This is a genomic window from Croceicoccus sp. Ery5, from assembly GCF_020985325.1.
Lineage (GTDB): Bacteria > Pseudomonadota > Alphaproteobacteria > Sphingomonadales > Sphingomonadaceae > Croceicoccus.
In genome coordinates, this window is sequence record NZ_CP087587.1 from 1,475,681 (window position 1) to 1,488,342 (window position 12,662).

General features: G+C 63.5%; 9 protein-coding genes. 5 read left to right on the top strand and 4 right to left on the bottom strand.

From position 1 onward, the window contains the following. Positions 1-5: 5 nt before the first annotated feature. Positions 6-2,012: a S9 family peptidase gene (locus LOZ74_RS06790; RefSeq protein ID WP_230293411.1), complete on the bottom strand. Its 2,007-nt coding sequence runs from the start codon at positions 2,010-2,012 to the stop codon at positions 6-8. A gap of 190 nt (positions 2,013-2,202) precedes the next feature. Here LOZ74_RS06790 and smpB point away from each other — a divergent pair, with 190 nt between their 5' ends. From smpB to alaS, 5 genes are all read left to right on the top strand, one after another. After that, positions 2,203-2,685, top strand: coding sequence for an SsrA-binding protein SmpB (gene smpB, locus LOZ74_RS06795; protein WP_230293412.1), 483 nt, complete (start codon positions 2,203-2,205; stop codon positions 2,683-2,685). A gap of 193 nt (positions 2,686-2,878) precedes the next feature. Beyond that, positions 2,879-3,433: a DUF2062 domain-containing protein gene (locus LOZ74_RS06800; RefSeq protein ID WP_230293413.1), complete on the top strand. Its 555-nt coding sequence runs from the start codon at positions 2,879-2,881 to the stop codon at positions 3,431-3,433. Beyond that, positions 3,430-5,868, top strand: coding sequence for a response regulator (locus LOZ74_RS06805; RefSeq protein ID WP_230293833.1), 2,439 nt, complete (start codon positions 3,430-3,432; stop codon positions 5,866-5,868). Before LOZ74_RS06800 ends, LOZ74_RS06805 begins: the two co-directional genes overlap by 4 nt. A gap of 114 nt (positions 5,869-5,982) precedes the next feature. Continuing rightward, positions 5,983-7,053 carry a recombinase RecA gene (recA, locus tag LOZ74_RS06810; RefSeq protein WP_230281358.1) on the top strand — a complete coding sequence of 357 codons (1,071 nt, stop codon included), beginning with the start codon at positions 5,983-5,985 and terminating at the stop codon, positions 7,051-7,053. Positions 7,054-7,217: 164 nt separating this feature from the next. After that, entirely contained in the window at positions 7,218-9,878 is a 2,661-nt protein-coding gene (gene alaS, locus LOZ74_RS06815; RefSeq protein WP_230293414.1) for an alanine--tRNA ligase, read from the top strand. Positions 9,879-9,901: 23 nt separating this feature from the next. Here alaS and LOZ74_RS06820 read toward each other — a convergent pair whose 3' ends face one another. The 3 genes from LOZ74_RS06820 to LOZ74_RS06830 all read right to left on the bottom strand — a co-directional run bounded on the left by LOZ74_RS06820 (position 9,902) and on the right by LOZ74_RS06830 (position 12,660). Then, positions 9,902-11,662, bottom strand: a complete 1,761-nt coding sequence (locus LOZ74_RS06820; protein ID WP_230293415.1) for a cation:proton antiporter — start codon at positions 11,660-11,662, stop codon at positions 9,902-9,904. Positions 11,663-11,755: 93 nt separating this feature from the next. Further along, positions 11,756-11,905, bottom strand: a complete 150-nt coding sequence (locus tag LOZ74_RS06825; RefSeq protein ID WP_230293416.1) for a helix-turn-helix domain-containing protein — start codon at positions 11,903-11,905, stop codon at positions 11,756-11,758. Next, complete coding sequence (locus LOZ74_RS06830) at positions 11,902-12,660, bottom strand: sulfite exporter TauE/SafE family protein (RefSeq protein WP_230293834.1); 759 nt, start codon at positions 12,658-12,660, stop codon at positions 11,902-11,904. Before LOZ74_RS06830 ends, LOZ74_RS06825 begins: the two co-directional genes overlap by 4 nt. Positions 12,661-12,662 lie beyond the last annotated feature (2 nt).

The following is a 12,662-nucleotide window of genomic DNA, read 5'->3' on the forward strand; positions in this document are numbered from 1 at the left end:
CCGGATCAGTCCGGCGGGTTATGCTCTGTAACGAACCCGACCGAAGCGTCCAGCATCGCCTTGCGCGTTTCGGCGCGCGACAGCCAGTGATCCTCGCCGTCGAGGACGATGAATTCGTGGGGCTTGCCCGCGTCCTTCAATGCGTCGGCCATCTTCTCGCTTTGCAAGATGTCCACCACCGTATCGTCGCGGCCATGGATCAGCAGGATCGGCGCATCGGCCTTTGCCGCCTGCCTGCGCGGCGAACGTGCGTCGAAATTGGACCGCGGACCCAGCTCCTGCGCCAGAGAGCGTTTCAACATGCGATTGCGATTGGTCCGCCGCATGTCGTTGTCGACCATCAGGAACAGGTCTGTCACCGGCGCGACGGCCACGGCACAGCGATAGCGGCCCTGCTCGATCGTAACCCCCGCCAGCGCGGCATAGCCGCCATAGCTTGCCCCGACGATGCAGGCGCGTGACGGATCGACGATGCCCTGTTTCGCCAGCGCGTCGACGCCATCGGTAATATCGGTCTGCATCTTGCCGCCCCATTCGCCGTCGCTGGCCCGCTGAAAGGCAAGGTTGCGATTGGTCGACCCGCGGAAATTGGGCTGGAAGACGGCATAGCCGCGCGATGCGAAGGCCTGCGACCACCAGTCGAAACCGGTCGTATCATATCTGTGCGGCCCGCCGTGCGGCATGACCACCAGAGGCAGGTTCTTTGCCTCGCGACCCGGAGGCAGGGTCAAAATGCCGTCCATCTCCAGCCCGTCGCGGGCGGTGTAATCGAACTCGCTTGCCTTGCCGACGAATGCGGGCGGGATTTGCGAGCGTTCATAGCCGATGGCAGAGGCGCTCATGGTCGCGATATCGACAAGGAACCAGCTGCCGCTGTCCTGTCCGCCGTCGATGCGCACCAGCACGCGCCCCATATCCGCGGTCCAGTCCACCATGCGCGGACGCTTGCCCGCAAAGGCGCGGCGGATCTTTTCGGCGATCTGCTGGCGGCGCGGGTCGCGGAACACCGGCTGCGGCTCCACCCCGCTGCGCAGATAGCCGATCAGCTGGCCCGAACTGTAATCGTAATAGAGCCGGTCGATCTCCTCGTCCGCCATGATTTCCCGCGCACCGGCGGAACCGTCGAGCGGCACTTCCATCCAGCGGTCGACGCCATTATCCTCCACCGAATAGATCGCGGTGTCGCCGTCATAGCCGATCGTCACCAGCCAGACATTGCCATAGGGTTCCTTCCCCGTCGCCAGCGCCTTGCCGTCCGCATTGGTCAGCTTCCAGCTTCCCGAACTGCTTGCCATGTCGAGCCGCGCGACGACGTCGCCCGATGCGCCGATCAGCCAGTCGCGATAGGAACCTTCGGGCGGAGAGGGATCGATCCGCTCGTTCTCAAGCGTTTGCGCATCGACCGCATAGAGGCTGGGCCGGTTGTGATCGAACTGGTAGTCCATCATCGACCCGCCAAAGCCGCGCTTGAAGGTCAGCGCGCCATAGAACATCTTCCACCGCCCGTTGACGAGGCGCGTGCCGAAACTGCCGCGCGTGAAATTGCCCAGATTGCGCTGGTTGGCGAATACCACTTGCGGTTCGCCGGCGTCCTTGCCCAGCGGGACCACGACCGCGCGGGTGAATTCGGCCTGATCGGTGGTAAAGCCGAAGCCCAGATCCTCGGTACTGGTCAGCGTGACGACCATCCGGTCCTCTCCCGCCCAGCCGACCGATCGGACCTTGGCATCGTCGACCGGCAGGACGCCAACCACGCTCATATCCGGCTGCATCGCGACGACATAGCGGCGCCCCTGGCTGGTCAGCAGCGCAGCGATCAGATCGCCCGATGGCGACAGGGCCGCGTCCTCGAACTCCGGCAGATTGCCATAGGCGTCGAGCGGAGGCGGAGAGGGCAGGGCAGGCGTTTCCTGCGCCAGCGCGGCCGGCATTGTGCCAATCCCGCCGCTAACCGTTACCAATATCGCCGCGGCAAGCCATGCCGCGCCCCAACGCCCTATCATTCCGAACATCTGCAACCCCCGTTTCCGGTCCTTGTGTTCGCACTAAGCGCAGTTTCCTTGCAAGCCGTTAATCGAAAACGGTCCACACCGGACCGATCTGTTGCCCGAGCCGAAACTGTGCGCGGGTGTGCGCTTGCGACGGGGCATATTCTGGCAGCAGACCCTTTCCCTTCCGCGCGCCGATCCCTAGATGGGCGCCATGGCCCGCCCCAAACCCTCTGCTTTCGACAAGGTGAAGACCGTCGCCGACAATCGTCGCGCGCGGTTCGACTATTTTATCGAAGATACTTTCGAAGCGGGGATCGCGCTGACGGGGACCGAGGTGAAATCGCTGCGTTTCGGCGAAGGCTCGATCCAGGAAGCCTATGCCGAGGTCCGCGATGGCGAGGCATGGCTGGTCAATGCCAATATACCCGAATTCAGCCACGGCAACCGTTTCAACCACGAGCCGAAGCGCCCGCGCAAGCTGCTGCTCCATCACCGCGAAATCGAAAAGCTGGTCGGTGCGGTAGAGCGCAAGGGCATGACGCTGATCCCCATGTCGGTCTATTTCAACGGCAAGGGGCGGGCAAAGGTCGAACTGGCGCTGGCCAAGGGCAAGCAGACCCACGACAAGCGCGCGACGATCAAGGACCGCGACTGGCAGCGCGACAAGGCGCGCCTGATGCGGGAAAACGGCTAGCGGCAGACGCTTTGGTCTGACTGCCCGTCGGTTGGACCGGAAATTTCGGGCTTACGTCGAAAATCGGCGGTCCCGTTCATATCTTGTGTATCGGCATCGGCTATGGCGGCCGGTACCGGGAATCGCTCTGGCCACACGGGTGCGGAGCGGCTGGTTGATAAAGGTTCTAAAGGTCCCGTCAGTGCTGAATCGCATGATCCGCTGGACACGCACGCACATGCCCACGCGTGAGGGGCTGGCCGGCAACCGCTGGCTGGCGCCGATCGCGCATCGCTTTCTGTCGCCCGAATTGTGGCGTTTTACGCGCCGTTCGGTGCCGCGCGGGGTGGCACTGGGCCTGTTCGCCGGTTTCGTGGTGCCGCTGGGCCAGATTTTTCTTGCCGCATTCCTTGCCCTGCCGACCCGCGCCAATGTGCCGGTGGCGACGCTGGTCACCTTCGTCACCAACCCGTTCACCTTCCCGTTCTGGGCCGTGGCGGCGAACCGGCTGGGCAGTTTCATCCTGAAGATCGATGCCACCACCGCACAATCCGCGATGCAGGAAATAGAAGGCGGCAGACTGGACTGGCTGCGCGAATTGTTCCAGCTTGCGGGGGTGACGGTATTCGGTTTTCTGGTGCTTGCGGTCGTGTCGGCGGGGGTGGGTTATCTCGTGTCGTCATGGGGTTGGCGCTGGTGGATCGGGCGCAAGAGGTTTCGCACCATGCGCCGCCGTCGCGAAGTCGCGGCGATGGGATCTGAAAGCTGAGCAGCAATAGCGTAACCGGCCCGCGCGGGCTTTCGACATGGCCTGACTGGCTGCCGGTCGCGGCGGCCCTGGCGATCAGCGCCGTCATCATCCAGCTGCTGTCGGGCATCTGGCTGCTGACCGCGGCCTATGCGGGCGGCGCGGTCATCTTTGCGCTGGCGCTGCGGACTCTGGCCGCGCGCAATGCGGTGCCCGAACAGCAAAGCCTTGCGCCGCCCGACTGGTCGGTCACCGTTTCTGCGATAGAGCGGGATAATCTGGCCACCGTCATCACCGACGGGGCGGGCCGCGTGGTGTGCGCCAACACGCGCTATGGCGAATGGTTCGGTTTCGACAGCGCGCCGCCCGATCTGGAACTGGACGAGGATTCGACCGACCGCCTGCGCGAAGGCGCGCGCGAAGCGTGGCGCACGGGCACGATCCGCGTCGAATCGCTGGTCGGCACCAGCGGGCGCTGGCACGCGGTCATCCGGCGGGCGGGGCGCGGGCAGGACTATCTGGTCTGGGAACTCTCGCCGGTCGAAATGGTCGACCTTGGCGCGCGGGTCGTGCGTCTGCTGGCAGACAAGTTGGGCAATGCCCTGTCGCGCGCAGGGATTCAGGCCGCCGCCGTCAATGCCGATGGCGAGATACTGGGGGCGAATACCGATTTCCTGCGCCGCGCAACCGGCGACAGCGAAAGCGAGCTGGCGGGGCGCGAATTCGTCGAATTCCTGACTGCCGACGAATATGACCGCATCTTCTATGCGCGCGAGGGGACGAGCGGAGAGGATTTGCGTCTGCTGCATATTCCGATCGCCGATCCCGATCTGCCGCCTGACGATACCGCGCCCTCGCTGTTCCTGATCCTCGACGGCGGTATCCGCGCCAGCGATTCGGCGGCCTTGCCCGAGATCGAGGCATTGCTGGCCCTGCTGCCATTGGGCCTTGCCATGACCGACCGCGACGGACGCTTCCTGTTCGCGAACAAGGCGTTCCGCCGCGCCGCGGGGCTGGAGGAACAGGGCGAAATTCCGCCGTTCCCCAGCGATCTGGTCGTGCGCGAGGACAAGGGCGCCTTTGCCGATTCGATCCGCCGCCATGCATCGGGCGCATCCACGTCGGGCGCCATGCCGGTGCGTCTGGATGCAAGCCCGGACGAGCCGGTGACGCTCAGCCTTGCGGGCGTGCGCGGGCTGGGCGATGCGGCGGTGCTGCTCAGCCTGAAGGACACGACCGAGGAAACGCGGCTGAAGCGGCAGGTCGCGCAGGCGACCAAGATGCAGGCGGTGGGCCAGCTGGCGGGCGGCGTGGCGCATGATTTCAACAATGTGCTGACCGCGATCATCGGCTATTGCGATCTGATGCTGCTGCGCCATGCGCCCGGCGACAGCGATTACGACGACATCCAGCAGATCAAGGCGAATTCCAACCGCGCCGCATCGCTGACGCGGCAATTGCTGGCCTTTTCCCGCCAGCAGACATTGCGCCCGCAAACGCTGCAACTCCCCGACGTAGTGAGCGAGGTTTCGAATCTCCTCAAGCGGCTGATCGGTGAGAAGATCGAGCTGCGGGTCGATCATGACCGTGCGCTGGGCGCGGTGCGGGCCGATCCGCAGCAACTGGAGCAGGTGATCGTCAATCTGGCCGTCAACGCGCGTGACGCGATGATGTCGAAGGGCGATTTCGAAGGCGGTGTCCTGACGATCTCGACCCGCAAGATCGGGCCGCGCGATATTCGCGGCATGAAGAACGACGTTCTGCCTTCGGGCAATTATACCGCTCTGGTGGTTGAGGACACGGGCACGGGCATACCCGCCGATGCCCTGGGCAAGATTTTCGAACCATTCTATACGACCAAGGAAATGGGCAAAGGGACGGGGCTGGGCCTTTCCACCGTCTATGGCATCGTCAAGCAATCGGGCGGCTATATCTTCGCCGAAAGCGAGCCGGGCGAGGGCGCGCGCTTTACCGTCTATCTTCCCGTACATGTTCCCGCGGCGGGGACGGAGCCTGCCCGCAAACAGCCCGAGGCTGAGCCGCGCGCCGTGTTCGGCGGCACGGGCCGCATCCTGTTGGTAGAGGACGAGGATACCGTCCGCGCCGTGGCCGAACGGGCGCTGGTGCGACAGGGCTATACGGTCACCACCGCCAATGATGGCGAGGAAGGCCTGCAGATCGTGCAGAACGGCGGCGAGTTCGATCTGGTGATTTCGGACGTTGTGATGCCCACGATGGACGGCCCCGCCATGGCGCGCGAGATTCGCAAGCTGAAGCCCGACCTGCCGGTTCTTTTCATGTCCGGCTACGCCGAAGAGCAATTGCGCCGCCAGATCGATTTCGCCGGCATGCATTTCCTGCCCAAGCCTTTTTCCGTCGCGCAGATAGGAAAGAAAACTGGGGCTATCTTGGGAGAACGGGCGGCTGGCGCGAAACCGGCGGAAAACGGCGGATAGGGCCTGTAGGAAATTTCTTTGTTCCCCCCTTGTTCTAGTGGAACATATGCGATACATAGCTGTCCATGCAGTTGACCTTTGGGGGCAACTAACTAGGCAGCAGGGGGCCGTGAAATGGCAGCAAATCTGAAACTCGTGAACGGGGAATCCGACGTGGATCGTCAAAAGGCGCTGGACGCCGCACTCGCCCAGATCGACCGGGCATTCGGCAAGGGCTCGGCCATGAAGCTGGGCAGTCGCGAAGCGATGAATGTAGAGGCGATCTCGACCGGATCGCTGGGTCTGGACATTGCGCTGGGCATCGGCGGCCTGCCCAAGGGCCGCATTATCGAGATTTACGGTCCTGAAAGCTCGGGCAAGACCACGCTGGCGCTGCATGCCATCGCCGAAGCGCAAAAGGCGGGCGGCACCGCGGCCTTCGTGGATGCCGAGCATGCGCTCGACCCCGTCTATGCCAAAAAGCTGGGCGTGGACATTGACGAGCTGATCGTTTCGCAGCCCGACACGGGTGAGCAGGCGCTGGAAATCACCGATACGCTGGTGCGGTCGAACGCCATCGACGTGCTGGTGGTCGATTCGGTCGCCGCGCTGGTGCCCCGTGCGGAGATCGAGGGCGAGATGGGCGACAGCCATGTCGGCCTGCAGGCCCGCTTGATGAGCCAGGCGCTGCGCAAGCTGACCGGTTCGATCAACCGTTCCAAGTGCATGGTGATCTTCATCAACCAGGTCCGCATGAAGATCGGCGTAATGTACGGCAACCCTGAGACGACGACGGGCGGCAATGCGCTGAAATTCTATGCCTCGGTCCGTCTCGACATTCGCCGCACCGGCCAGATCAAAGACCGCGACGACATCGTCGGGAACGCGACTCGCGTGAAAGTGGTGAAGAACAAGGTCGCGCCGCCGTTCAAGCAGGTCGAGTTCGACATCATGTATGGCGAAGGCATTTCCAAGGTTGGCGAGATACTCGACCTTGGCGTCAAGGCAGGTCTGGTCGAGAAATCGGGCGCATGGTTCAGCTATGACAGCGTGCGGATCGGGCAGGGGCGTGAAAACGCGAAGACCTTCCTGAAGGAGAACCCCGAACTGCGCGAAAAGCTGGAGGCGGCGATTCGCGGCAAAACCGATCAGGTGGCCGAGGAAATGATGACCAATCCCGGCAATGACGACAGCGGCGACGAATGACCGGCCACTGCGATTGATTATTCGGGAAGGGGCGGGGAGCGATCCTCGCCCTTTCTATTTGTGGGCTTGGCTAACTGGCCTTTGGGCAACACGAAACGGGACAGAACGGGCATTCTGCACGATGGCTTCTTGTCGAAGCGGCGCGCCTGTCCTAACTGCCCCGCATGACGTCGACCAATGATATCCGCTCCTCGTTCCTGAACTACTTTGCCGGTAAGGGGCACGAGAAGGTCCATTCCGCACCGCTCGTTCCTTATAACGATCCGACTCTGATGTTCGTGAACGCGGGCATGGTACCCTTCAAGAACGTATTCACCGGTCTGGAAAAGCGCGAAATCCCGCGCGCAACTTCTTCGCAAAAATGCGTGCGCGCGGGCGGCAAGCACAACGATCTCGACAATGTCGGCTATACGGCGCGGCACCACACGTTCTTCGAGATGCTCGGCAATTTCTCTTTCGGGGATTATTTCAAGGAAGAGGCGATCTTCAACGCCTGGACCCTGCTGACGAGGGAATGGGGCCTCGCGCCCGAGAAGCTGACCGCCACCGTCTATCATACGGATGACGAAGCTTTCGACCTGTGGCGCAAGATTGCGGGCCTTCCCGAAGAACGCATCATCCGGATCGCCACCAGCGACAATTTCTGGTCGATGGGCGATACCGGACCATGCGGCCCGTGCAGCGAGATCTTTTACGATCATGGCGACAAGATCTGGGGTGGCCCTCCCGGATCGCCCGAGGAAGACGGCGACCGCTTTATCGAGATCTGGAACCTCGTCTTCATGCAGTTCGAGCAGCAGGCCGACGGCACCCGCCAGCCGCTGCCCAAGCCGTCGATCGATACCGGCATGGGGCTGGAACGCATCTCGGCCGTGATGCAAGGCGTGCATGACAATTACGATATCGACACGTTCAAGGCGCTGATCGCCGCATCGGAAAGCCTGACCGGCGTAGCGGCGGAAGGCGATGCCCGCGCCAGCCATCGCGTGATCGCGGATCATTTGCGTTCGACCGGTTTCCTGCTGGCAGATGGCGTTCTGCCGTCGAACGAAGGGCGCGGCTATGTGCTGCGCCGGATCATGCGCCGCGCGATGCGCCACGCGCATCTTCTGGGTGCGGGCGAACCGCTGATGCACCGGCTCGTTCCCGCTCTGGTGGCTGAAATGGGGCAGGCCTATCCCGAACTGACCCGCGCCCAGCCGCTGGTCGAGGAAGTGCTGGAGCGTGAGGAAACCCGTTTCCGCCAGACGCTGGAAAAAGGGCTCCGCCTGCTAGACGACGCTGCCGCCGGATTGGGAGAGGGTGACGAACTGCCCGGCGAAACCGCGTTCAAGCTCTATGACACTTACGGCTTCCCCTATGACCTTACCGAAGACGCCTTGCGCGCCCGCAAGGTCAGCGTCGACCGCGCCGGTTTCGATGCCGCTATGGCAGAGCAGAAGGCTGCCGCCCGCGCCGCATGGAAGGGGTCGGGCGATTCGGCTTCGGGCGAAGTCTGGTTCGACATCGCGGAACGCGAAGGTGCGACCGAATTCACTGGCTATACCTCTACTGCTGGCGAGGGCACGGTCGTCGCGCTGATCGTCAATGGCGCGGAAACCCAAAGCGCCGGTGCGGGGCAGGACGTCATCGTGCTGACCAACCAGACCCCGTTTTATGGCGAAAGTGGCGGCCAGAGCGGCGATGCAGGCACCATCACGCGTCCCGACGGGCTGAAGATTACCATTTCGGACACCAGCAAGCCGCTGGGTCGCCTCCATGCCCATCACGGCAAAATCGTGGCCGGAGCCATCGCGGTCGGCGAAACGGTGCATCTGACCGTCGATGCGGAGCGTCGCGACGCAATCCGTGCCAACCATTCGGCCACGCATCTGTTGCACGCCGCCCTGCGCAACCGGCTCGGCGGTCATGTCACGCAAAAGGGTTCGCTGGTCGCGGAAGACCGCCTGCGCTTCGACTTCTCGCACCCCAAGGCGCTGACCGATGAGGACATTGCCGCGATTGAGGCCGAGGTGAATGCCGAAATCCGCCATAACGAAACCGTTACGACGCGCCTTATGAGCCCCGACGATGCGATCGAAGCAGGCGCGATGGCGCTGTTTGGCGAGAAATACGGCGACGAAGTCCGCGTGCTGTCCATGGGGCGTGTCGGGACGGGAGCGCGCAATTACTCGGTCGAGCTTTGCGGCGGCACCCATGTCAATGCGCTGGGCGATATCGGCGTGTTCCGCATCGTGTCGGAAAGCGCGGTATCTTCGGGCGTGCGCCGTGTCGAGGCATTGACGGGCGAGGCAGCGCGCCAATGGCTCGTCGCGCGTGAGGATGCGTTGAAGGCGATTGCCGGCGCGATCAAGGCTTCTCCGGACGAGGCGCTGGAGCGTGTGCAGGCTCTGGTCGATGAACGCCGGAAGCTGGACAAGGAACTGGCCGAGGCGAAAAAGGCGCTCGCGCTGGCCGGTGCCAGCGGCGGCGGTGCGACGGCGGGCCCTGCGGACGAGGACATTGGCGGGGTCAAGTTCTCCGGACAGGTGCTCGACGGCATGAACCCCAAGGAATTGCGCGGACTGCTGGATGAGGCGAAAAAGCGCATGGGTTCGGGTGTTGCGGCCATCGTTGCCGTCAACGAAGGGCGCGCGGCCATTGCCGTGGCGGTCACCGACGATCTGACGGGCCGTTTCGACGCGGTGGCGCTACTGCGTGAAGGCGTGGCGGCCCTGGGCGGCAAGGGCGGTGGTGGCCGCGCCGATATGGCGCAAGGCGGCGGCCCCGATGGCGACAAGGCCGCCGTTGCCATCGCTGCGGTAAAGGCGGCTATGGCAGGATGATCGCTGCGGTCATGGCGAAACCCTCACTCCGCCGCTGCGGGTGAGGTTTTCAGCTTCGGCCTTTTGCTCAATTCGCCTTCCAGCATCAGCTGGTCGCGGAACTCGTCGCGCTTTTCGTGGATCGACGCGATGACCGGCCCCATGGCGGTGCCCACACTGACCAGCGCCGCCTCGCTCAATTGCAGAGAGCTTTCCAGTGTTTCGGGCACGGCATCGGTTGCGCCCGCGCGATAGAGTTCCGCTGCGTGGCTGGTATCGCGGGCGCGCGAGATGATGGGCACATCGGGATGGCTCTCACGCAGCTTCTTTACAAGGCGCGCGGCCAGCACCGGCTCGTCCATCGTCAGGATAAAGGCGTTCGCGCCTGACAAATCCAGCCGGTCGAGCGCAGGGCCACGCGCATCGGCGAACAGCAAGGGGTGCTGCTTCTTGCGCGCGATATGGACGACTTCGGGGTCGGCATCGATGGCAAGGAACGGCCGGCCATGCTTTTGCATCATTTCGGCCACCAATTGCCCCACACGGCCATAGCCGAGGATAATGGCGCGTTCCTGCGCAACTTCCTCCACCGGCACGGGCGGGGCGGCATCGACGCGGCGGGCAACCGCCTTGCCGATGAGCGCAAGGATCGGGGTGATGGTCAGGCCGATGGCCGTGACGATCTGCCAGAATTGCGCCGTCTGGGGCTGGATCAGCTGCGCGCTGGCGGCAGCGGCCATCACGATCAGCGTGGTTTCCGATGGAGCGGACATCAATATGCCCGTTTCCACTGCCGTCCCGCGCCGCGCGCCCATCATGCGCAGCAACACGCCGGTGACCAGCGCCTTTGCCAGCAGCACGCCCGCAACAGCCAGGGCAATCGGGCCGATATTGTCGATCACCACGCCCAGATCGACACCCATGCCGACCGTAATTAGAAAGATACCCAGTGCCAGCCCTTTGAACGGTGCGGTGATGCCTTCGACCTCGGTGTGATATTCGGTTTCCGCGATCAGCAAACCCGCGATCAGCGCGCCGACGATGGGTGACAACCCTACCGCAGCGGTCGCAAGGCTGGCGATGATCACCACCAGCAGGCTGGCGGCCAGAAACAGTTCGGGGCTTTTGGTGCGGGCGGCCTGTGCGAACAGGCGGGGCAGCATGAAGCGGCCCCCGATCATCAGCACGGCCACCGTCAGAGCGCCGGTCCAAAGCGTGGTCCACAACCCGTCCATCCCCTCGGTCGCGGCATAGGGTGCCATCGCGCCCAGCAGGAAGATGATGGGGACGATGGCGATATCCTCGAACAGCAGCATCGACAGGGCCGCCTTGCCCACCGGCGATTTGGTGCCCGATATCGGCAGTACCAAGGCGGTCGACGACAGGGCCAGAGCAAGGCCAAGGCCCAGAGCGCCGCTCCAGTATTGGCCCATTACCATCAGCGCGAAGGCGATCAGCGCCGCCGATATCGTCAGTTCCAGCGCGCCCAACCCGAACACCAGCCGCCGCATCGCCCACAGGCGGTTAAAGCTGAGTTCCAGCCCGATGGTGAACAACAGCAGGATGATCCCGAATTCCGCGAAGGGGTCCAATCCTTGCGGGTCGGTTATGGTCACATATTGCAGCCATGGATAATCGAATACCAGGCGGCCCAGACCGAACGGACCGACAGCCATGCCGACCAGAATGAAACCGATGATCGGGGTGACGCGAAAACGGGCGAATACGGGAATGACGATCCCTGCCGCCCCCAGAATCACCAATGCATCGGACAAAACGGGGGTAAGGTGAAGTTCGCTCGCCATATCGGCCGATTATGGCGCGCTGGCGCAGGAATGAAAGGCCGAAGGCGGCAATCCAGTTGATTTTCGCGCAAAACCCTGCGCGCGGCATCTCAGTCAGCGCGCTATCTGTTGCGACTTGCGCCAGCGCCAGAAGGTCTTTTCCGAAATGCCGATCTCGCGGCAGCTTTCGCATATGCCCATGCCTTTGGCGATGAGTGCCTCGATCTGGCGGCAACGGGCATCCTTGTCGGGGATCGCGGTCACATCGCATTCCAGCTTTGCCACAGCATATAGATCGCGACGACAAAGATCAGCAGCGCGAAAACCGTCTTCAACTGTCCGCCGCCCGACAGGCGTTTGGCCATGGCGGTGCCGCCAAAGCCGCCCACTATGCCGCCCGCGATGAAGACGCCTGCCAGAACCCAGTCGACCAATCCGGAAAAGGCATAATTGGCGGCCGTTGTCAGGCCGAATGCAGTGACAGCGACAAGGCTGGTGCCGACCGCGTTGATCATCACCATATCGGTCGATGCGATCAGCCCCGGCACAATCAGAAAGCCGCCGCCGATGCCGAAAAATCCGCTGAAAGCGCCCGTGCCAAAGCCATAGCCGAGGACTTTGGGGGCGTTTCGGCGATTGCAGGCCGCACCCGGCGTTCCCGGTGCATTGCGCGAACGCAACATCAGCCCGCCGACGACCAGCATCAGCAGCGCGAACAGGAACAGCAGTTTCTGCCCATCGAAATTCTTGCCCAATGTCGATCCGCCGAACGCACCGACAATGCCCGCGGCGGCGTACATCATGCCGCAACGCCAGCGCACGTTATGCGCGCGCGCATGCTGGGCAAGGCCGGTCGCGGCATTGGCGGCCACGGCAAGCGCGCTGGTGCCGATGGCGACATGGGGGCTGGAAACCCCGACCAGATAGACCATGAGCGGCACGGCAAGGATCGACCCGCCACCGCCGACCAGCCCCAGCGAAAAGCCCACCAGTGCGCCCGAAACTGCGCCCAGCGCCATAT